At 63.5% G+C, this 22,348-nt stretch carries 16 protein-coding genes and 1 tRNA gene; 8 read left to right on the plus strand and 9 right to left on the minus strand.

Annotation, left to right across the window (positions count from 1 at the left end):
• Window positions 1–22 precede the first annotated feature (22 nt).
• From PD284_RS13315 to rfbF, 5 genes are all read right to left on the minus strand, one after another.
• The gene (locus PD284_RS13315; RefSeq protein ID WP_274628673.1) at window positions 23–1,390 is read right to left on the minus strand and encodes a UDP-glucose dehydrogenase family protein; all 1,368 of its coding nucleotides are present in this window, start codon (window positions 1,388–1,390) and stop codon (window positions 23–25) included.
• Between the two features lie 129 nt (window positions 1,391–1,519).
• Complete coding sequence (locus PD284_RS13320; protein WP_274628674.1) at window positions 1,520–2,536, minus strand: glycosyltransferase family 2 protein; 1,017 nt, start codon at window positions 2,534–2,536, stop codon at window positions 1,520–1,522.
• Window positions 2,536–3,543 carry an NAD-dependent epimerase/dehydratase family protein gene (locus PD284_RS13325; protein WP_274628675.1) on the minus strand — a complete coding sequence of 336 codons (1,008 nt, stop codon included), beginning with the start codon at window positions 3,541–3,543 and terminating at the stop codon, window positions 2,536–2,538. The genes PD284_RS13320 and PD284_RS13325 overlap by 1 nt, the downstream gene beginning before the upstream one ends.
• A gap of 105 nt (window positions 3,544–3,648) precedes the next feature.
• Window positions 3,649–4,797 (minus strand): CDP-glucose 4,6-dehydratase, encoded by a 1,149-nt coding sequence (gene rfbG, locus PD284_RS13330; RefSeq protein ID WP_274628676.1) that lies wholly within the window; start codon window positions 4,795–4,797, stop codon window positions 3,649–3,651.
• The gene (gene rfbF, locus PD284_RS13335; RefSeq protein WP_274628677.1) at window positions 4,778–5,620 is read right to left on the minus strand and encodes a glucose-1-phosphate cytidylyltransferase; all 843 of its coding nucleotides are present in this window, start codon (window positions 5,618–5,620) and stop codon (window positions 4,778–4,780) included. The genes rfbG and rfbF overlap by 20 nt, the downstream gene beginning before the upstream one ends.
• Window positions 5,621–6,217: 597 nt before the next feature.
• On the opposite strand from rfbF, the gene PD284_RS13340 reads away from it, so the two are divergent.
• Window positions 6,218–7,723, plus strand: coding sequence for a hypothetical protein (locus tag PD284_RS13340; protein WP_274628678.1), 1,506 nt, complete (start codon window positions 6,218–6,220; stop codon window positions 7,721–7,723).
• On the opposite strand, the gene PD284_RS13345 is transcribed toward PD284_RS13340, so the two are convergent.
• From PD284_RS13345 to PD284_RS13355, 3 genes are all read right to left on the minus strand, one after another.
• On the minus strand, window positions 7,695–8,786 hold the full coding sequence (locus tag PD284_RS13345; protein WP_274628679.1) for a glycosyltransferase family 4 protein: 1,092 nt from the start codon (window positions 8,784–8,786) through the stop codon (window positions 7,695–7,697). The genes PD284_RS13340 and PD284_RS13345 overlap by 29 nt on opposite strands.
• A gap of 111 nt (window positions 8,787–8,897) precedes the next feature.
• Window positions 8,898–9,548, minus strand: coding sequence for a response regulator (locus PD284_RS13350; RefSeq protein ID WP_274628680.1), 651 nt, complete (start codon window positions 9,546–9,548; stop codon window positions 8,898–8,900).
• 23 nt (window positions 9,549–9,571) lie between these two features.
• A complete protein-coding gene (locus tag PD284_RS13355) occupies window positions 9,572–10,510 on the minus strand; it encodes a sensor histidine kinase (protein WP_274628681.1) in 939 nt (312 codons plus the stop codon).
• Window positions 10,511–11,153: 643 nt separating this feature from the next.
• On the opposite strand from PD284_RS13355, the gene PD284_RS13360 reads away from it, so the two are divergent.
• The 6 genes from PD284_RS13360 (at window position 11,154) to PD284_RS13385 (ending at window position 20,243) form a co-directional block, all read left to right on the plus strand.
• The gene (locus tag PD284_RS13360; protein WP_274628682.1) at window positions 11,154–12,593 is read left to right on the plus strand and encodes a pectate lyase; all 1,440 of its coding nucleotides are present in this window, start codon (window positions 11,154–11,156) and stop codon (window positions 12,591–12,593) included.
• 70 nt (window positions 12,594–12,663) lie between these two features.
• Window positions 12,664–14,943 carry a GumC family protein gene (locus tag PD284_RS13365; RefSeq protein ID WP_274628683.1) on the plus strand — a complete coding sequence of 760 codons (2,280 nt, stop codon included), beginning with the start codon at window positions 12,664–12,666 and terminating at the stop codon, window positions 14,941–14,943.
• A gap of 83 nt (window positions 14,944–15,026) precedes the next feature.
• The gene (locus tag PD284_RS13370; protein WP_274628684.1) at window positions 15,027–16,253 is read left to right on the plus strand and encodes a polysaccharide biosynthesis/export family protein; all 1,227 of its coding nucleotides are present in this window, start codon (window positions 15,027–15,029) and stop codon (window positions 16,251–16,253) included.
• Between the two features lie 54 nt (window positions 16,254–16,307).
• Window positions 16,308–16,958: a sugar transferase gene (locus tag PD284_RS13375; RefSeq protein WP_274630630.1), complete on the plus strand. Its 651-nt coding sequence runs from the start codon at window positions 16,308–16,310 to the stop codon at window positions 16,956–16,958.
• Complete coding sequence (locus PD284_RS13380) at window positions 16,955–17,875, plus strand: methionyl-tRNA formyltransferase (protein WP_274628685.1); 921 nt, start codon at window positions 16,955–16,957, stop codon at window positions 17,873–17,875. The genes PD284_RS13375 and PD284_RS13380 overlap by 4 nt, the downstream gene beginning before the upstream one ends.
• A 322-nt stretch (window positions 17,876–18,197) precedes the next feature.
• Window positions 18,198–20,243, plus strand: coding sequence for a polysaccharide biosynthesis protein (locus PD284_RS13385; protein ID WP_274628686.1), 2,046 nt, complete (start codon window positions 18,198–18,200; stop codon window positions 20,241–20,243).
• A gap of 126 nt (window positions 20,244–20,369) precedes the next feature.
• On the opposite strand, the gene PD284_RS13390 is transcribed toward PD284_RS13385, so the two are convergent.
• Window positions 20,370–20,446, minus strand: a tRNA-Pro gene (locus PD284_RS13390).
• Window positions 20,447–20,870: 424 nt separating this feature from the next.
• On the opposite strand from PD284_RS13390, the gene PD284_RS13395 reads away from it, so the two are divergent.
• On the plus strand, window positions 20,871–22,322 hold the full coding sequence (locus tag PD284_RS13395; protein WP_274628687.1) for a coiled-coil domain-containing protein: 1,452 nt from the start codon (window positions 20,871–20,873) through the stop codon (window positions 22,320–22,322).
• Window positions 22,323–22,348 lie beyond the last annotated feature (26 nt).

Raw genomic sequence — 22,348 nt, forward strand, 5'->3', positions numbered from 1 at the left:
GTGGAGCCGACGCCTCGCGGGCCTACTCGGCCGCCGCCACCCGTTCGTATTCGGCGGTTGTCGGCTCAACCGGTCCTGGCAACTCCGGCGCGGAACCGACGCCGAAATAGGCAAAACCATGCCGCGTGACGTCGCGCGCCGAGTAGATATTGCGGAAGTCGACGAGGATCGGTGACGCAACGGCGCGGCCGAGCCGCTCGAAATCCAGCGCACGAAACTGCTCCCACTCGGTCAAGATGCAGATGGCGCTTGCGTTGCGTGCAGCGCTGTAGGGATTGGCGCGGAACGAAACGTCCGTCCAGATTGCACGCGCCTGGTCCATTCCCTTCGGATCATAGGCCTGGATGCGCGCGCCGGCGTCCTGCAGGGCCTGGATGATCGCGATCGAGGGCGCTTCCCTCATGTCATCGGTGTTGGGCTTGAAGGTCAGGCCGAAGATCGCGATGGTCTTGCCTCGCACGTTGCCGCCCACGGCCTCGATGACGCGGCGCGCCATGGCGCGCTTGCGCGCATCGTTGACGGCGATGGTCGTTTCGACGAGGCGCACCGCCCCGCCGTGATCCTGGGCCGACTTGATGAGCGCGACCGTGTCTTTCGGAAAGCACGAGCCGCCAAAGCCCGGACCCGCATGGAGGAACTTGGAGCCGATGCGGTTGTCCGTCCCGATGCCGAGCGCCACCTCCTGGATGTCGGCGTGTACCTTCTCGCACAGGTCGGCTATCTCGTTGATGAAGGTGATCTTCATCGCCAGGAAGGCGTTCGCCGCATATTTTATGAGCTCCGCCGAACGCCTGGAGGTGAACATGATCGGCGACTTGTTCAGGAAGAGCGGTCGGTAGACTTCCATCATGACGGCGCGCGCGTCGTTGTCCTCGATGCCGACTACGATCCGGTCCGGATGCTTGAAATCCTGGATCGCCGCGCCTTCGCGCAGGAATTCCGGATTGGAGGCCACGGCGAAATCGTCGTGGGGGCATGCTTCGCGGATAATGCGCTCGACCTCGTCGCCCGTGCCGACCGGCACCGTCGATTTGGTCACGACCACCGCCGATCTCGGCAGGATGGGCGCGATCTCTCGCGCCGCCTGGTACACATAGCAGAGGTCCGCATGACCGTCGCCGCGCCGCGAGGGCGTCCCGACGGCGATGAAGACGACATCGGCTTTCGAAACTGGCGCGGCAACGTCGGTGGTGAAGGAGAGACGGGCTTCGTGCAGGTTGCGCGCGACCAGGGCTTCGAGGCCGGGCTCGAAAATCGGGACCTGACCGCGCTTGAGGGCGGCGATCTTGAGCTCCTCCTTGTCGATGCAGGCGACCGTGTGGCCGAAATCGGCCAGGCATGCCCCGGTGACGAGCCCCACATATCCGGAACCGATGATCGCGATCTTCAAGTTGATCCCTCCAGGTCTTGCGCAGCCGTGGCTGAAAGCAATGGTGTCGGCGCGATTGGTGCATGTCAGGTCAGGAAAATTATCGGCCTGCCGGCGACGGAGCCGCGAGCCGACGGCGCCGGCATGAGGTCAGTGCGTCGTCCCGGCCGCCCGATCGCCCGCCTTCAGCTCCGCTTCGGTAAGCACGCGCAGCGACCGCTGCTCGGGGTTCAGTGTCTCTTCAACGATGGTGCGCGGTCGGCGCTTGGATTGCATGAAGATGCGGCCCACATATTCGCCGACGATGCCCATGAACATTGCGTTGAGAGCGATTGACATGAGCAGCAGGATGGTCGTGGTGGCGAAGCCCCGCGGCCATTCCTGACCGAACAGAAGCCAGGCGAAGAAGTATCCGACAAGAAGAGCCAACGTGACCGCGCCAGCGATCACGCTGGTGATCGAGGCCAGTCTCAGCGGCACGAGGGAGTGATTGAGAACGGCATCAACGGCCAGCGCCAGCATCGCCATGAGCGGAAACTTGCTCTTCCCGGCGATGCGTGCGTGACGGTCATACTCGAAGCCGACCTGGCGAAACCCCATGGAACTGATCAGTCCGCGCACGTAAGGCGACGTGTCGTCGACACGCCGCAGTTCGGCAAGTATGCAGGCATCGACAAGCCGGAATTCACCTGCATTGAGGGGCAGGTCGTCCTCGCTGAGCGCCCTCACCAGGCGATAGAAAATCCTTCTCAGCGTTGCGGTCGCCCAGTCGTCGGTGAGCGTCCGTCGTATGCCGTAGACGACCTGGTTGCCCTCGCGCCACAGCGACAGCATGCGGGGAATGAGTTCGGGCGGATCCTGCAGGTCGCAATCGATCTGGACAGAGCAATCGCCGCGCGCGGCCTTGTATGCCGCCAGCAGGGAGCGCTGAAAGCCGATATTCCGGCTGAACCGGATGACGCGCACGCGGCGGTCCTCGCGAGCGATCTCCCTAAGGATCTCGAACGTGCGGTCGGTCGAGTGATTGTCGGTGAAGATGATCTCGTAGTCGTATTCGGGGATCTGGCGGAACACCTCGACGATGGTCTCGTAGGCGCGCCGCACGGTTGGCTCTTCATTATAGGCCGGGACCAGCACCGAGACTTTCAGGGGCTTCGCTGCAGCCATCACATTGCTCCCGATTGATGGCACGTCGCCGATCCCATGGAAGGCCTGTCGTCCTCCGCTCGATCGGGATTGCCCTGCTGCCGGTACCAATCCACTGTGCGCGCAAGACCCTCGTCGAGGGGGGTGCGGGCTTGCCAGCCAAGCATCCGCTTCGCGAGGTCGGGCGACGACCGAAGAACGCTGGCCTCGCGCGAACCGCTTCCATGGCCGTACTCGATGAGATCCGGTGACGCACTGGTGCTGGCGAGCACCAGCCTTGCGACGTCCCGCATGGTCGGGGCATAGCCGCTCGCCACATTGATCACCGTGGCGCCGGCAAGCTCCGCGTCTGCCATGAGAAGCAAGGCATCCACGGCATCCTCCACGAAGACCAGGTCGCGCCGGTCGGAGGGCCTGTGCACCGTAGCGTGTACGCCCTTTAGGCATGACGCAATCAGATAAGGGATGAGATATTCGGTGGATTGCCTTGGGCCATAGATCAAGGACAAGCGGGCAGTCACCACCGGGAAGGGCAAGCGCGACTGCAAGGCGCCGACATAGTGGGCCGCGGCGACAAGACCGGCGGCATAAACGGATTCGGGCTGCTCACGCGTCTCTTCGCGGTGGGGCGTCGGCGCCGATCCGTATTCGGCAACGGATCCGGTCCGCACGATCCGGTCCGGCGGATGCTGGGCATCCGAAGCCTTCGCAAGCAAAGTCACAAGACTATCCAGGTACTCCCGGATGTTCTCCGTGGCGTCCTCCAGATGCGGCCGCACGGGCCGCCGGGGTGAAGCCGCCAGATGGAAGATCAGGTTCGGACGGGCATCCGCCAGGCAGGTCGCCAGGTTTTCACCGCTCCGCAGATCAACCCGATGGATCACCACCGTGCCGGCAAGATGCCTGAGCCTTTGATCGCAGCCGCCCGGCCGGACCGTGACGTGCACCTCGTGCCCTGCCTTGATGCACGCGTCCGCCAGATGCGAACCGACAAAACCAGCGCCGCCGGTTATGAGAATGCGTGACATCGCCCTAGACCTAGGTACTACACGACGCGCCAACGTGGGTCGTTGAGCGCAGGACTTCGAGAACTGTTGCGGGCCCTTCGACGCCGTGTACCGACTGGCCGTGGTTCACACGCATGCGGGAGTCCTCACCGTGCGTTCGGGCTCCAACGTTTTCTCGCTGCTCACGGCCCAACCTGCCGCATATTCGGCGATCTGGTGCTGGGAAAAGCTGCGGATGGATGCCGGATCCCGCTGGTATCTCAGGTGCCATTCGACTGTCCGCGAGACGGCCTGGTCGATAGACAGCAGCGGCTTCCAGCCAAGCTGGACGTAGGATTTGGTGCTGTCGAGGCGCAGAACAGCCGATTCAGGCGGCTCGTTCGACCGCTTTTCGATGACGTAAAGGGGCGTGCTGCCGTTCCACTTGTCGACGACGAGGTCGGCCAGCGTCACCACATCGACGGCCGCATCGCGGTCGGAGCCGAAATTCCAGCCGCCGGCGAAGCCAGAGCCGGTGTCGATCAACCGCGCGGCCAGCATGAGATAGCCTCTCAGCGGCTCCAGAACGTGTTGCCAGGGCCTGACATGCGCCGGATTGCGGATACGAGCCGGCGAGCGCGCCTCGGCGGCCCGGATCAGGTCGGGAACCAGCCGGTCCGGACCCCAGTCGCCCCCTCCGATCACGTTTCCGGCACGCACCGTGGCCAGCTGCGGTCCATGGGGATTGCTGAAGAACGAAGCGCGATACGCCGCCGCAACGAGTTCTGCGCAGCCTTTCGACGAGCTGTAGGGATCGCGGCCGCCCATCGGATCCTGCTCGCGATAGCCCCACACCCATTCGTGGTTCTGATAACACTTGTCGCTGGTGACCACGATAACGCCGCGCAGCGACTTCATGCGGCGCGCCGCCTCAAGGACGACCGCGGTTCCGATAATGTTGGTCTTGAAGGTCTCGACCGGGTCCTCGTAGGACGCCCGCACGAAGGCCTGCGCCGCCATGTGGATGACCAGGTCGAAGTCTTCCCCTTCAAGCAGCGCCTGGAACCCGCGCTCGTCGCGGATGTCGCCGACGCGGCTGTCGATCAGTTCGTCCAGCTGGACGGCAGTGCAGAACGATCGCTCGGTCGGCGGCAGCGCAACACCGACAACCTCGGCTCCGAGACGCCGCAGCCACAGGCTCAGCCAACCGCCCTTGAATCCGGTGTGCCCGGTGACCAGGACGCGGCGTCCCGTGAGCGCTTCCCTGAGATAGGCTTCATCCACGAATGCGCCCATGGCTTCCACTCGCAACGGTGCTCCTCGACGGCGCAATGGCCGCAATTGTATCGGGGGTGAAGCGCAGCCATGGCGGATCGTCCACCTCGCACAGCCCGCTCAGGTAGTCGCGGTCGCGAATGGTGTCCATCGGATGCCAAAAACCGTGGTGCTTGTAGGCGAACAGTTCGCCATCCCTGGCGAGATTGGTGAGCGGCGACATCTCCAGCGGCTCGCTCAGGCTGGGAATATAGTCGAGGACGCCCGGCTCGAAGACGAAGAAGCCGCCGTTGATCCAGGTCTCGTGCTTGCGCACCTTCTCCGTGAACTCCACGACCCGGTCGCCTTCGATTTCGAGGTTGCCGAAGCGTGCGGGCGGCTGGACTGCGGTGACTGTCGCGAGGCGGCCGTGCGAGCGGTGGAACGCAAGCAGCGCCTCGAGATCGATGTTGCCGACGCCGTCCGAGTAGGTGACCATGAAGGTGTCGCGGTCCAGCCAGTCTCGCAGCTGCAGCAGCCGGCCGCCGGTCATCGTCGGAAGGCCGGTATCGACCACCGAGACGTTCCAGTCGAGGGGGCGCGTCGGCCGGAGGGTCATCGAGCCGCTTCCGAGCGCTACGGTGAAGTCCGCCGTCGACAGATGAAAGCTCTGGAAGAAGGCCTTGATCATCATGCATTTGTAGCCGCCGGCCACGACGAAATCGTGGAACCCCCAGTGGCTGTAGATATCCATGACGTGCAGGATGATGGGCTTGCCACCCACTTCGACCATCGGCTTGGGAATGCGCGTGGTCTCCTCGGCCAGTCGAGAGCCAAGACCACCTGCAAGGAGAACGACTTTCATGACAGCCCTCGCGTGCGTAGGGTAGGTGATTGCCGGCCGGCCGCGGTCGGCTTGCGTATCTTCGGGGACCAGTACGCGGATCGGCGCATCAGCATTGCGCCGGAGCCATGCTCAGTGTGCGAGTTTGTCCCACTTGTACAAAACCTCCGCCGCCTGCAACGCGCCCCAGGATCCGGCAGCAATTGCAGAATCCGTCCCGCCTGACCGCCATTATTGGATGAACATCCAGAACAGCGCCGGTCAGGCAAATCCTCGCAAACGCCGGGTTAAAGCCGTATCATTTAACGCAAATCATCCTGCCGGCGGGGCAGGTCGGAGTGGTAGATCAGGACGGTTGCGGCGGCAGGCCGTGACAACCGATTCACTGGTCGTTCGGGACGCATGCACGTGAACGATGGGCTAGTTCAACGTGTCGAGGACGCCGACGTCGCGACCTCCCGGGCATTGTTGCGCCGGGATGCCGGGCCCATCGAACGCATGCTCACAATTTTCCGGCCAAGGCCGTCCGCCGGCGCTGAGCGCAGCACAGGATTTCTCGCCACCGCGAGCCTCAGCCTGCTTTCCATCGTGTTGTTCTTGTGTCTCGCGCTTCGCGTCATGAACTACGAAGTCCGCCGGGACGAGCAACTATATGTTCCGCCGGCGCGACTGCTCGATGACCAGCAACTCTACTGGGACTTCTTCTACAACCACCCGCCCGGGGCTGCCTGGTTCTTTCACGGCATGCGGCTGCTCACCGGGTCGGACTACCTGCTGCTCGACGCTCGACTCGGCATGCTGGTGTTCTGGCTCCTGCTTCTCGGCGCGGTCGGCCTGGTGAGTTTTGCGTTGACGCGCTCGGGTCTTGCGAGTTGGTGCATCACGATCCTGTTCGCCGCCAACGAGCTCTTCCTGAGCCAAACCGGAATGACCGCGACGAACAACCTGCTGCCGCTTCCGTTTTCATTCCTCGGTCTGGGGCTGTTCGTCCTCGCTCTACGGGATGGCGTGGCGCAGCCTGCGCTCATGGCTGTTGCGGGCTTTTGCCTCTCCGTCGCGGTGGTCTTCAAGCTCAATGCCATCGCCTTCGTGCTTCCGATTGCCGTCGCAGCCTTTTTCCTCCCCCGCACCGGTTCGCTGCGGGGCAATCTGAAGAGCGTCGTCCCGCTGGCGCTGGGCGGATTGGTGGGAGGGCTCCCCATCCTCTACTATCTGGTCTCGGAGCCCGACCGGTTCCTCGCGCATGTGGTCGACTATCATGTCGGACCGCACGCAACGCACGGGCGTCTCGCCGCCGCGTCCGGCGACGAGGCGGTGGTTGCCTTGGGAGGCAAGGTGAAGTGGGCTTTCGACATCTGGCTCGCGAGCGCGACCGCCATCGGTCTATCCGCGCTGCTGGCTCTGATCCTGATGACGAGATTCCCGAAGGGCGGACCGGCTCTGCGCGCCGGCGGCTCCCGCTTCGATGCGATTGCGGTTCTGGTCGGGGCGTTGGGCGTTGCGGTTGTCTTCAGTCTCCTGCCCACGCCCAGCTTCCCGCAATATTACGCCCCGCCGCTGCTGTGCCTGCCACTTGCCCTGGCGCTTTTTTTTGGCTGGCTCAGGCCAGAGGCGAAGCCTTTCGGGCAAGCCGTTCTCATCGCTGCGGCCGTGGTTGTGCTGCTGAATGCCGCGCCGCGGCTGGTGCAGCACGCCGGGTCGCTGCTGCGGCCGCAGCAATGGACGGTGTCGCGCGTTCACGCCGCGGGGGTGTCCATGGCGGATAGGCTGGCCGAGGCGGGCGTCAGCGGCAAGGTCGCGACCTTGGCGCCGCTCTATGTGCTGGAGGGGGGGCTCGACGTCTATCCCGAACTGGCGACGGGGCTGTTTGCCTACAGGACCGGCGATCTCACCCCGCCCGAGCTTGCGAAGTTCTACAAGATGACGTCGCCCACGAAAGTCGCAGCCATGCTGGAAGCGGAGCCGCCCGCGGCGCTCCTCCTGGGGTTCGAGCCCGAGCTTGAAGCGCCGCTGCTTGCCTACGCGCAGATGAATGGCTATCTGCCTGCGCCGGGCTTCGACATCACCGACCGCTACGGCACCGCGCAGCTCTACGTCAGGCCTGAGGTTTTCCCCGACCGCTGACGACAGCGGCGATAACCGCATCCCATTGCGCGAACACAGCCGGCTTCGAATATCCAGCCGTGACTGCAGGGCCTCGCTCCGCAAGCCTGTCGGCGAGCACGGGATCAGTCGCTACGCGCAGCAAAGTTTCGGCGAGCTGGTGGACATCGCCTGCAGGAACGAGCAGTCCGGCATCCCCCTGCAGTATCTCTGCGGGACCCCAGGGACAGTCGAAGGCGACCGTGGCCATCCTGGCCATCAACGCCTCCAGCAGGACGTTCGGGAAACCCTCGAATCTTGAACTCAAGACGAAGATGTCGCCTTGGGACAGCCAGTCCCCAGGCGAATTGGTGACCCCGGGCAGGCTAACGCGGTCGGCAAGACCGAGTGTTCTCACCTGTCGCTCGAGCCCTGGACGCTCCGGGCCCTCTCCGAAGATGGAGAGCGTCGCGGAGGGCAGTCGTTGAACGACATGGGAAAAGGCGGCTATCAGCAGGTCGAAGCCCTTCTGCTCCTCCAGGCGGCCCACCGCAACGAAGCGCGGGGGTATGGTAGAGTTTCGCGGAACATTGGCCGGGATCGATACGGGGTTGGGTATGACGACTGCCTTTGCCTCGAGCGCGCGGGGCAGGGCGTTCCGGGCCGCCGCCGTTTGCATCACCAGATGCGCAGCGCTCCGGGCGGCCACGGGAGCAAGCAAGCGCCAGAACGGGCTCATCTTCTGGGCTTGGTAGTTGTTGCGCTCCGACATGATGACGGGCGTGTCCAGTCCGATCGCGGCAAGCCCGACCAATATGTTGATCTTGCTGAGAAAAGAAATCACGACGTCCGGCTGGAGTTCCCTGATGCGCCGACGGAGCTCGGCGGCGCGCAGCCAAACGAGGCCGATGCGCGTGGTTCCGCGGGTCTGCAGCGTTTCGAGCGAGATTTCGCTGTCATAGGGGAAGTAGGATCTGGTCGTGGGCGCGCTGGCGGCGATGACGTGAACGGCGTCGCCCTGCTCGAGCCGGTGATGCGCGACGAGGTTGACCACCTTTTCAGCGCCGCCCGCGCCAAAACCTGCGAGGACAAATACGACACGCACGAAACTGTCGCGCCCCCTGCGCCCGTTGTCAGCCGCGACGCTGGTGCGCAGGATGGCGCGCGTGTCCGGCAGGAGCGCTTGCCGCCCACACCACCGCAGGTCGCCCGGGCCTCATCCCTGCTTCACGTCGTCGATGACATTCATCCAGCCGTGCTTGACGGCAAAGTGCACGATCTGCGCTCGCGAATGCAGGTGCAGCTTCTCAGCCGCCCGGGCCTTGTAAGTCTCGATGGACTTGACGCTCACGGCGGCGCGCCAGGCGATCTCCTTGTTGGAGTAGCCAAGCGCCACCATGCGGAGCACCTCCTGCTCACGCTTGGTCAGCTCGGGGGCGCCATTGGCGGCGCCATTCACGCTGCTCTGCTTTGTGGAGGTGACGGACATTCCCCCGGCTGTCGGCGGGTCCAGAAACAATCCCCCGAGCATTGCCGTGCGGATCGCAAGCAGCAGGTTCTGACCCGCGGACCGCTTCTGGACGAAGCCTTTCGCGCCGATCTGGAGCGCCTGATCCACGTAGGTGCGCTCCTCGTAAAGCGTCATCATGACGATGTGCGCACGCACGCCGGACGCCACGATGCGCTGCGCCAGCACCAGCCCGTTCGTATCGGGCAGCGCGACATCGAGCACGATCACGTCGGGATCGGTCTCCTGGATCAGGTCCAGCGCCTCGGCTCCCGTCCTCGCGTCGCCGACGCAGACGATGTCCTCCGACGCTTCCATGAGCGCTCGTGCGCCCGCGACGACAACTGGGTGGTCGTCCACCACTACCACTCGTATAGGAGTTTTCATGACCAGACTGCGACGGTTGGTGTCTCGCACGCCCTCATCGGGATCGTAGCGACGACACTGGTTCCTCTCTTCTTCGAACGCTTGACGTTCAACTGTCCCCCGACTTCCGCCACCCGTGCCTGCATGCCGGCGATGCCGCAATGGTCTCGCTGGTCGACCATCCGGCTGCTGGGCGGTCTCGGATTGGAGTGCGAGTTATCCTGGACTTCCAGGTCGAGAATGTCTGACTTCAACTGCACGCGCACATTGACGCGTGAAGCGTTGGAAGCGTGCTTGGCGATGTTCGTCAGCGCTTCCTGGACCACGCGGTACACGGCTTCCGCAACCGCATCGTCTACTTCGCGGCAATCCTCCTGCCGTGGGTCGAACCAGACGGGAATGCCGACGTCATGCTCCCAGCGCGCGGTCAACTGTTCAAGCGCGGGAAAGAGTTCCCGCCCGGATGGCACGCCGACCCGCTGACCGGCGCAGATCGTCCTCAGCTCGTCGCCGAAGTGGCTCACCATGTCGCCGATCTCTTGAAGGGAAGCGAGCAATGCCTGATCGGCGGTCTGCATTTCCAAAGCGGACAGTCGCATCATAATGCCCACGAAATACTGTCCGGCCTGGTCGTGGAGATCGCGGGCGATGCGCTGGCGTTCACGTTCCACGGCATCCACCGGCGGTTCCGGTCGCAACTCGATGCGGTCGCTGGCGCGCGAATGAATTGGGTCAACGCGGTCGCGCTGCGGAAGCGGCACGTCGCTCGCCGATGCTTTCGACTGCGCCGGTCGAGTCCGGCTTTTCGCCAAAGGCAATCTAAACTGCCGGGTAAAGCCCTTGGGGCTTCGCCTGACCAAGTAACCTTCGGATCTATGTTCGCTGTTCCGTTCAAGCAGGCTTGACTCGTCATCCTGCCCATCCGTACTGCCAGCGTTTACGCTTGCCCAAGCCATGACGCACCTCAGCTTGCAACTGATGGCTCCCCCTCAGCAGACAGCTGCACGTTCTGTCGGGTACAACTTATACTTTGTGGATTTTGGTAGACCGCAAGTTGCGGTGAGAAGCCCCACTCCCTCCTATTTGTTACTATATAGTAAACCAAACAGTCAGGATTTGGAAGAGGCTTGTTTTTCTCTTTCTGAGAGGGCCGGTTGCGGATTCTGCGACGACGACGTCAGGCTTTTCCTCCTCCTATGCTCAAGCCCGGTCGGCTAGGCTTTGCAGTGTGTCTGGCCGCAGCCTCACGCTTGGGGCCAAGGCGTTTTTCAGTCCGGATCACCTGCAGAGAGTTCGGATGTCAGCAAGGTACTGGTCAAGATTACCCAAGCTGAACCGATCTGGGTTCGCAGTGGAGAAACTGGAGGCGGTCTGCTCCAGCAAAGCCGTCCTTTATGTGTACGCGACGTTGAGAAGGCGGTTGTACTGGGTGGCGGAGCGCGGAGACTATGACCGGTGGCCGCAGTGGAAAACACAGCCGCCGGCTGCGCATTTCAATCTTCTGCTGACGTCCGCCGCTGTGAGCGCATCATGATGCAGAGCGGCCGATCATCATATTTCAAGTACCTGGCTGTCGGAATCGGATGCGCGATAGTTGCGTTGGCGGCCTTGCGCGCCCCGGACTTTCTGTCGTCGGCCTGGTCGTTAGGAGCGGAACTGCTGGATCCGAACCCGGTCATGCTCTTCACCCATATGGCGCCGAAATTGCCGGATGGACGGCAGCGGGCCTTTCCGACGGCCGAAGGCTTCGGCGCCGCGGCCAAGGGCGGGCGAGGCGGGCGTGCGATCTTCGTCACGACAACCGCAGAAAGCGGCGAGGGATCGCTGCGCGCTTGCATTGAAGCGATCGGACCGCGCACCTGCGTGTTTCGCCTGAGCGGCACGATCACGCTTGAAGAAGCCTCCCTTGCCGTTCACAATCCCTATTTGACGATCGCCGGCGAAACTGCGCCGGGCGACGGCATCGCAATTCGAAACGGCCCAAAACAGGCACGGCCTTCGATCGAGATTCTCGCGCATGATGTGATCGTCCGGCACATCCGCGTCCGTCCCGGTCCTCATGAGGTCAAGTCTTGCTGTTCGGGCGCCATCGGCCTCTACGGAAACGAGGCCAAAGACATCATCCTAGACCACGTTTCGGCGAGCTGGGGGTCGGATGAGACAATAGATTCCGAGGACGCCAGCTTCGTCACCATTCAATGGAGCTTCATCACGGAACCCCTTTTGGATGGGGGGCCGGGAAAGCACAACCGCGCTCGAAGCATGCTTCTCACCAAGGGCGGGAATTTCTCCATTCACCACAACTTGTTCGCGCTGGGCAAATTCCGCAATCCGCAGATCGTGCCAAGCATGCGCGGTTCTTCGGTAAGTATTGTGAACAATGTTCTCTACTCTCCGGTATGGCAATACGCCATCAGCTTCGGCGATTCCTGGACAGTCGTTCGCGCCAATGTCGTCGGCAACTACAAGGTTGAGGGCGAGACGGAAAAGAACGGAGACAGCCGCCTCGTTCACCTCTTCAACGAGCGTGACCGCGGCTTCTCGGTTTTCCTGGACGGTAATCTGGACGAAACCCATCGACCGGAACTCGGGATTCCGGAAGAAGAGGCGATCCAGGCGGACATGCGCGAATTCCTGGCGCCTGCCGCGTTCCCGTCTCCGCTCATCCGCACAACCAGCGCGACGCAGGCTTATGAGGACGTGCTGGCGGGCGCGGGAGCCACGCGCCCGGGCCGCGATAGTGTCGATCGCCGCACCGTGGACGCCGTCCGTACGAGATCCGGAAAGCTGCTCAAACATGATCCGCGCTCCGTCGGCGGCTGGCCGCTGCTCGCCTCGACGCCGGCTCCGGCCGATCAGGACCGGGACGGCATGTCGAACGACTGGGAACGCTCGCACGGGCTGGACTACACCGATCCGAGAGATGCGAACGACGATCTTGATGGCGATGGTTGGACCAATCTCGAAGAGTATCTGCATGTCTTGGCGGGCGACGGCGAACAGATTTCCAGCGGCGTGGCGACCGAGAACGCTGAATAGGAACTAGGGCGAAGGCGCGATCAACTCACGTTCACAGAACGCTGACGCGAACGATTAGGCGCGAGGGGTTATGGACAAGCAATATACAGCCAGTCCTCTGATCGAGACGGACGCTTCACTTGAAGGTCACCCCTCCAGGCGAAACTCGGGCGTTATCGGCGTCAGGGAAGTCGTCTCGCTTTTCATTCGCAGGTCCTACTTCATCGGCGGCTTCGTGCTGCTCAGCTGCATCGTGCTAATCATTGCGGTTCTGGCGATGGACGACACGTATACGGCATCCGCCACGCTGGTGCTGGAGCGTCGCGAGGGACAGCTCATGGAAACCGTCACGGAACTGACCAGCGAGGAGCGTGACCGTTCCGCCATCGAGACGGAGATGGACATCATCAAGTCGCGGGTGTTCGCGGGCAAGGTCGTCGACGCGACGAACCTGATGGAGCACCCCTGGTTCAATACCTACCTCGCGGGCGAACGCGATGCGGACTCTCCCGGTTCGGCAGTCGGTCATCTCGTGGGCAAGGTGAAATCGGCGTTGCTCGGGTTTTTCGGTTGGGACGAGACTGGGGGCGCGCGCAAGTTGCCGAGCAAATCGGTTCAATGGGACCGTGCGGTTACGTCGTTGCTTGCCAACACGGACGTTACCCGCAGCGGCGACAGCTTCGCCGTGACCGTTCGCGTCAGCACCCCTGACCCGGAACTCTCCGCGACGCTCGCCAACACGGCCGCAAATATCTACGTCGAGTGGTCGCTGGAACTCCGCAAGAAGTCGATGTCCGACGCCGTCAATTTCCTACGCGAACGGGCCAACAGGGTTGCCTCCCGGATAGCATCGAACGAGCGGGCGATAACGGACTTCCGGCGCTTGAACGAGCTGGCGTCGAGCGAGCGCGACGACATCGTCCGCAAGCGGCTCGAGGATATGGGATCGCAGCTTACCACGGCGCGCGGCGAACTGGCCGCGACCCGGGCGCGCCGCGAGCAGGGTGAGCGAGCCATCGCCGAGGCCCGCGATTTCGAGGGTACGTCGCTGGATTCGCCGCTTCTGGCCACGCTAAGGGGGGAGCGGGCCGTGCTGATGCGCCAACGCGCCCAGTACTCGTCCAACTTCGCGGCCGGACATCCGCAGATCGCGCAGACGGACGCGCAACTCGTCAGTGTCGCCAGCATGCTCGACACGGAAGTCCGTCGCATCGTGGACGATCTCAAGAGCGAGGAAAAGGTCGTAAGCGACCGGGCGCAGCAACTGGAGAGCCAGATCTCGGAACTCCAGACGACCTTGCAGCAACGGAGCCTGGCGGAAATCAGATTGCGCGAGCTCGAGCGTGACCTGCTGGCGGATCAGAAGCTGCACGATCTGGTGGTGGCTCGCCTCGGAGGCCTCGATCCCTTCGCTGAGATCGCAAAGCCCAGCGCGCGGGTGGTGTCCGTCGCGGCAGTCCCGACCTCTCCCTCGTTCCCGCAGCGCAAACGCATACTGGCAGCCGGCGGCGCCGCCGCGACAGTCCTTGCAATGATCGTGGCGGTCATGCTCGAGGCGGGCGACAGCCGCATACGCTCCGGACAACGCATTACGGAGATCGTGCGGCTGCGGAACCTGGCCAATATCCCGAAAGTCCGGCGCTCGCTGCTTGGTGGCGACCCCCACATGCTGGAGAGGTTGGTCGACAAGCCGCGCTCGACCATCGCGGAAGCCTTCCGCTCGCTCTTCCTGGTGTGCCGGTCCCAGGTCAGCAACGCCAAGGGCGTCATCGTCATCACCTCGCCATTGCCGAAGGAAGGGGCGACATCCGTCGCCTGGGGATTGGCATTCGCCGCCGCGAACGATGGGCTCAAAACGCTCTACATGAGCCTCGACCCCGAGGCGGCGGCCCCAACGCTTCGCGCGATGGACGACGATGCCGAGCTATCATTCATCCCCGAACGCCTCGAAGTGCCTGAAGCAGACGGCGTGATACGGCCGGTAGCGGAGGTCAACCGCCTGGACGCGCTGGTCAGCCCAGGGGCTGCGGCGGACGGCGAGACTTACCACACCATGACCTGGAGCGACGCGACGCTGCTTTTGGCGAAGCTTCGCAGCAGCTACGACCTGATCGTGATCGATGCGGCGCCGGTGCTCATCGTCGAGGATGCGAATTGGCTGTCTCCGCTGGCGGACGCCGTGCTGCTGGTCGTTCGCTTTGGACACACGACCGAGCAAGAACTCGCCGCAGCGGTCTCGCGCCTCAACATGAACCAGGCGCCGCTGATCGGGACCGTGCTCAACTGTGTCGACCCGCGCGGGCGCAAGCCGTTCGAGCCGCTGGGCGCAGCCAGCTATCCGCGCCAGGCAAAGGCATATCTCAGAGACTGACCGTCGAAAACGCCATCTGGACGAGACCGATGTCACCAACAATGAACTCTCTCTTATCGCGGGCGTGGAAAACCGGAACAGGAATGCTGACGGCTCTTGCCCTGATGACGGGCACGGCCTGGCAGGCGTCCGCCGCTCAATCCGACTATCCGCTGGCGCCCGGCGACACGGTCAGGGTGGACATTCTCGACGACGAGAAGGAGCCGGTTGACCAAACGATCGCTCTCGACGGGTCGATCCAGGCTCCATTTCTCGGAGCGGTCAAAGTTGCCGGATTGTCCGTCGAGGAGGCCCTGGAGACCTTGACCCGCCGCTATGTGGACCAGAGCATATTCGTGGCGCCGAAGATCGGCTTCTCCATCAGCGCTTATCGGCCGATCTTCGTCGTCGGGGATGTGCGGCAGCCGGGCAGCTACCCCTACCAGGCGCGGCTTTCGGTGGAGAAGGCGATTGGCCTCGCGGGCGGCCAGCTTACGACGGCCACGATCGAAGATCCCGTCCTCGCCCGTGCTCGCCTTGGCGGCGAGATCGAGGCTGCCGAAGCCAACGTCATACGCGAGGCGCTCGCATATGCGCGCGTGACTGCCGAACTCGCCGGCCGATCGTCCATACTGCCCGAAGACATTCCCGCTTCCGCGCGCGCCTTCGTGACCGGCCCTCTCGCGGAGTCCGTGCTCAAGGTTGAGCAGCGCATCGCGAAGGCCAACACCGACAGCTTTACGGCGCAGCAGGCGGTCCTCAGCGAACAGATTGCAGATGCCGAGAAAGGGCTGGCGCTTCTGGAGGAGTTGCTCAAGAACGTTGAGAAGGTCATCGAGATCGCCCAATCCGATCTGAAACGCACGGAAACCCTCCGCAAGCAGGGCCTGAACACACAGGCCAACATTTCCGACAGACAGCGCCAATTGGCGCAGGAGGAGGCCAGGCAACTCCAGGTCCTGGCCAGTCTCTCAAACGGTAGAACCAACATCGGAGTGCTCAAGAGCCGGCTGGTGGAGCTCTCTCAGAGCAGGAACGTCAACGCGCTCGTCGATCTTCAGGCCCACAATGTCAGCCTTGCCGCCTTCCTGGCCGAGCACCGGAGGGCGGAGGAGCAACTCGTGCTCATGACGAACCTCACGGCAGAAAAGCTCTCACGGAACAAGCAGATCGTTCTCGATTTCACGATCCGCAGGGAGGGCGGCGATGAGACGGTCGACATCCCCGCGACAGGAAACAGCATGCTGGCTCCGGGCGACGTGCTCGTCGTGAGAATTCGCGACACCTCCGCTCAGGAGGCTGTGGCAACGTTGCCTTTGGCGGTGCAGTGAGGCGTTGAAGGCATGGTCGCCGGGACAGGAACAGACACGGAATTCGGTCCGCTCCTGCTCGATCGGCGAGCCCGGCTCTCACAGCGTTGCGCGGCGGTGTTGGCGCTGGTCGTCGGCGCAATCCCCGCAGCGATCACTGCGGGCTTGATCTGGGTCTCCCTCGGGCGACCGCTGCTGTTCAGGCAGGTTCGCAGCGGCCTGGGCGGGCGACCCTTCACCATCGTCAAGTTTCGCACGATGCACGATCTGCGCGACGCGCGCGGAGAGCTGCTGGCGGACGCTGACCGGCAGACGCCGCTGAGCCGGCTCATCCGCGCGGTGCGTCTGGACGAGATCCCCCAACTGCTTGCGATCGCTGGCGGCGACATGAATTTTGTCGGGCCACGGCCGCTTCCGCCTTCGGTGCTCGCTGCCTTCGGTGCGCTTGGCAGGGCGCGGTGCGCAATTCGGCCGGGGCTGACAGGGTGGGCCCAGGTGAACGGCAACACGCGACTTTCCGATATCGACAAGATCGCGCTCGACCTCTGGTACATCGACCATCGCTCGGCGAAGCTGGACGCCTGGATCCTGGTGCTCACTGCGTTTACGGTGTTGCGCGGGGAGCGGATCAACCAGCGGCGCCTGACAGAGGCTCGGGCCGATCTGCACCGCCGTCAGGCCCGGGCCGAGGCCGCCGATGTCCAAGCCACAGGCGCCACCTCATGAGGACGGCGTTCGTTGGCGCCGTGGAAGGCTCCGCCATCGCGCTCGACGCACTTGTGCGCGCCGGAATGCCCCCCGACATGCTGATCACGCTGGAAGCCGGTGCCGCCGACCGCCACTCCGATTTCGTCGACCTTGGGGGGCGGGGACAGGCGGCCGGCATCGAAGTGGTCCGCACGCGCAGCGTCAACTCGCAGCCGGTGCTTGAGGCGCTGTCGGCCCTTGAGCCGGACCTGGTCCTCGTCATCGGCTGGTCCCAGATCTGCCGCGGCGCGTTCCGCTCCATCGCGCGGATGGGGAATATTGGGTTTCATCCAGCGCCGCTGCCCCGCATGCGAGGCCGCGCGGTGATCCCATGGACCATCCTGCTCGGAGAACCGTCGACGGCGGCGACTTTGTTCTGGCTGGACGAGGGGATCGATTCCGGGCCGATCCTGCTGCAGGAGCAGATCGCGGTGGCTGACGACGAGACGGCGCGAACACTCTATGCGAAGCAGACCAATGCGTTGGCGAGCATGCTGCCGCGGGCGGTCGAACTGGCGCGGTCCGGCAATGCGCCGCGGATCGAACAGGATCATCGACTGGCGACATATTGCGCCAAGCGGACGCCGGACGACGGCCGCATCAACTGGCATCAACCCGCGGACGCGATTCTCCGGCTGATCCGCGCAGCAGGCGATCCATATCCGGGTGCGTTCACCACAAATGAAAACGGCAGGCTCGTGATTGATGCCGCGGCGTCCTACGAGGACTCCCACCGCTACATCGGCCTTGCAGGGCAGGTGCAGTGCGAGACTGACGAGGGGTTCGTTGTGCGTTGCGGAGACGGCGAATGCATCCACGTCACCCAATGGCGTCAGGGCGGCGCCAGCGCGAAACCGCGCGTGCATTCGAAGCTTGGCGCAGTTTTCGCCCCGTAGGGCGAGCCGGGTTTCGTCCGCGCATAACTCAAAATCGCAAGCATTGCACTTTTTCCTGACGCTTGTTGCGTCTCGCATCGCTTTCCGGCACGGCCGACCGCTGCCGCGCGGGGGCGGCCGTTTTTGCGCGCTCTTGCAGATCCAGTCCCACCTGAACCCCGTCGTGGGTTTTTACTGACAGGTCCTGCGGCCCGCGCTTGTTTGCAGACTCCGCGATCTATTTCAGGATGCGTCTCGAGGCCGGGCGCGTGCTCCCTCTGAAACATCCACCTGCCGGAGGGGCCGGATCGGCCGCTCCCTGCAAAAGCAACGACGGCTGACGATGGCGGATACGGATCTCGCAGCAACTGCGCGCTCGACCGGTGAGCGCTACGCCAAGTCCTGGTACAGGTCGGTGCGTTCGTGGATCGCGTCGGCGATAAAGTCGGCGATGCGCAACAGACGCCTGTTCGCCATCGACCTTGCGTTGAGCGCGCTCGCGCTCGTGCTCGCCAGCTGGCTCCGCGTCGGTTCGCAATTCTTCGTGGCAAAGCCCGAGGCAGCAAACGCCCTGCTCGTGTTCACGCTGGTTTTCGTCGCGATCTGCGCAGTCACCTTTCCGGCTGCAGGTCTCTACAAGCGCAAATGGAAATACGCATCGATCGCAGACTACATCGTGCTCGTGCAAGCGATCCTCATCGCCTCGATGATGTTGACGACCTGCGTGTTCCTTTACTCCCGCTTCTCGTTCATCCCGCATTCCATCATCGCCATCGAACTCGTGCTGCTGACATCGATGCTGGCGGCCGTGAGACTCGCATTCAGGCAGGAAGACCTGTGGACCCTGGCGCCGGCGGCGCTGCGCGCGGTGAGCGGCGTCAACGAGATGGTCCCGGTCCTGCTGGTCGGCCCCGGCCAGGAGGCGGACATCTACCTTCGTGCGCTTCAGCGCGACCCGACGTCGACGTACCGGCCGGTGGGCTTCCTCGACAGCTCGCCTTCGGAAACCGGCGCAATGCTCAGGGGCGTCCCGGTGCTCGGCACCACAGACGAATTCGAGCCAGTCATCGCAGAGCTCGACAGTCGTCGGCAGCGACCCCGCCATCTCATCTTCACGGCGCCGCTGTCCTCCTTCGGCGTCGCCACTGTGGAGCGGCTGATAGCCCAGGCGGATCGGATCGGCATCGCGGTCTCGCGCCTCAATCCTGCGACCGAACTACGCCACACGCGCGGCGCCAACGCCTTCGAACTGCGCCCGATCGAGCTCACCGACCTGCTCGAACGTCCGCAGGCGGCACTGGACGTGCAGGCCTTGCAGCGCTTCATCCGGAACCGACGCGTGCTCGTGACAGGCGCCGGCGGATCGATCGGCAGCGAACTGGCGCGGCAGATTGCGGCTCTGTCGCCGGCCCGCCTGGTCGTCGTCGACAATTGCGAGTTCAATCTCTATTCGGTCGATCTTGATCTGGCGGAAAAATACTCCGGTGTCGCGCGATCCGCGCATCTGTGCGACGTGCGCGACAGGCGCCGGCTGGACAACGTGTTCGCCGAGCACAAGCCTGAGCTGGTGTTTCATGCCGCGGCCCTGAAGCATGTGCCGATGGTGGAGCTGAACCCTTGCGAGGGCGTGCTCACCAATGTCTGCGGCACGATGAACGTGGCGGAAGCGGTGAAGCGCTGGGGCGCGCTCTGCATGGTGCAGATCTCCACCGACAAGGTCGTCAACTCGCCAAACGTCATGGGCGCGACGAAGCGGCTTGCCGAACTGTATTGCCAGGCGCTGGACCTCGACTGCGCCGGCAAGCCTGGCGCCCCACGCTTCGTCACCGTCCGCTTCGGCAACGTGCTGGGCTCGAGCGGCTCGCTCGTCCCCCTCTTCAAGCGTCAGCTCGCGCGTGGCGGACCCCTGACCGTGACCCACCCGGAGATGAAGCGCTTCTTCATGACCATCCGCGAAGCGGTCGAGCTCACGCTGCAGGCCTCGGCCTACGCGCTGGAGAAGCAGTTGGGGAGCGGCGAGATCTTCGTGCTCGACATGGGGCAGCCGATCAAGATCATCGACATTGCCCGCCGCATGATCCGACTCGCCGGCTTCATCCCGGACAAGGACGTGAAGATCCAGATCATCGGTCGACGTCCGGGCGAGAAGCTGTTCGAGGAATTGTTCGACGAGAACGAAAAGCGCGTGGCGCCGCCGGTGCCGGGCGTCTTCGGGGCGGTCCCGACACCGGTGCCGCTGCCTGACCTCTGCGAAGCGTTCGGACGGCTGCACGACCTTGCCGTGGAGGGCAACGAGCCGGGCGTCTTCGAAATCATGCGGCGTGTCATGCCGGGCTTCCGCCGGGCGGGGACGGCCGTCGCTCAGGCAGCCGATCAGCGCGAAGGCTAAGATTCGCATCAGGTGCGGCGATGCACGGAGGCTCGCGACAACGCGCGGTTCCATGCGCCGAGCAACGACCACATGGAGCCATCGTCTCGGCGGACGATTCAGCATGGTCCAAGTCGGAAGGAAAAATGGTCGGAGCGGCGGGATTCGAACCCACGACCCCTTGACCCCCAGTCAAGTGCGCTACCGGGCTGCGCTACGCTCCGAACCGGGAAGAGCCCTATAGTCAGAGTGACGCCGGCGCAAGCCCGAATTCACTGCTTCCTCGAAGAATGCACCCGAACCGTGGAAACGGCGCCAACAAGCGCTGTGGAAAGACGATGAGAATGGCCGCCGCAGCCCAGCTCGCGTCAGGAAAACCCCGGTTTCCGGAGAGCGATCTCACTTGCGACAATGAAGTCCGTGCAAAAATGCCCCGCCGGGGAAACCGAAGACAATATTCCGAGATGGTTCGATCATCCCTGTCAGGCTCGAGACGCGGCACTATTTACTATCTTCGTATTCTGTGCGGCGTGCCGCTTCCGTAAAGTAATGTCGCGTGGAAGAATAGGTTATCAAAACCTTAATACTGACAGAGTTCGGGAGGTGTAGGTCATGGACTTCAGAGGCATGATCAAGCGTGGAAGGAGAATGGACAAGGCGTTCGAACAACTCCAGGCGGACATGGCTCACGCACTGGAGGAGGATATGGGCGATCTCGAAGCGCCCGAATTGCAGGAAGAAGAGCGCCCCAAGGACATTGTCAGCGCTGACGGCGCGGAAACTCCTCTTGCTGAAACGTCTTCCCAAGCCAGCGACGCCGAAGAAGAGCCGGCAGGCCAGAAGATCGATACTGTGCAGAAGACGACCGCCCATACAAAGAACAGGCTGGAGGCGCTGCGCTCGTTCGAAGGTTTCTATGAGGGCGCGCAGGAGCGCCTGCGGGAAATGAACTCAAGGCTGTCCGAAGTCACGACGCTGCACCATTCGGTCAGGCACGTCATCGACGTCCTCGATGCCGAAATCCATCGGGCCAACGATCTGGAGCTTTCCAACATCACGCTGCTGGCGGAGCATCGCAAGCTGTTCGATCAGTTCCAGGAATCGAGCAGCAAGCACCAGGATCGCGAAATCCTGCTCGAGCGCCTGCAGCAGCGCGAGGCCGGCCTGATCCAGGACAACGAAGCGCTTCGGGCGGCTCTCGCCACCGCCAAGCTGGAGGCGGTCGAGGCGGTAAACACGATCGCACGCAACGCGACGGACCTTGCCGACCTCTCCAAATCGGTGTCGGCCAAGTCCGTGGATGTCGACCGACGCACCCAGGAGAACGAGGCGCTGCGTGAAAAGAACATCAATCTGTCGATCGATCTCGACAAGGCGATGAAACGGGAAGCCGACACGCGGCACAAGTTTGAAGAACTGTCGAGAATCCACGCCAACGAGACGACCAGGCATTCGGACCTGCTCGGCGCGCTGGCCAGAAGCGAAAAGGAGACGCTGCGGCTGCAGAAGGCGCTCGACGCCGCTCAGGCGAAGCAGTCGGAACTGGAGGAGCGCGCCCGCATCGTGGAGACCGATCGCGAGGCGGAGACGACACGCCACCTGACCGAGGTGCGAGGACTGCGCACCGAACTTCAGGGGGCTCAGGCGCGTCTGGAGGAAGTCCTGCACAAGAAGCACGAGATCGCCGGTGAGATCGGCCAGCTCAAGGTGCAACTCAGCGACCTGGCGGCCGAAAAGCAGGTCGCCGACGAGCGGGTGGCCGCGCTTGTCCAGGAGAACGAATCCTGCAAGGTCGATCTCCTGGCGGCGAACACCAGCCTTTCGGAGCTTTCGCTGCGCCAGACCTCGGAGCAGATTCAGCTCGATATGCGCATTCAGGAATGCGAGGACCTTCGGGCCGAGATCGCTGCTCTCAACGCCCAGATCAAGGAACTTCTGCCCTACGAGCGACTGCATCGGGTGACCGCGGCCAGACAGTTGACCACAGCTGGCCCGGCTGAATTCGCCGGCGTGGCGACGGACAAGGTCGTTCCGGCCAGCCGCCGGCCTACGGGAGCGGCCCGAAGCCGTCAGGCGAGAGCGATACGCCTGGTCGAGTGATGGGGTCTCGCCCGGAGACTGAACCC

Source organism: Mesorhizobium shangrilense (assembly GCF_028826155.1).
GTDB classification, from domain to species: domain Bacteria; phylum Pseudomonadota; class Alphaproteobacteria; order Rhizobiales; family Rhizobiaceae; genus Arvimicrobium; species Arvimicrobium flavum.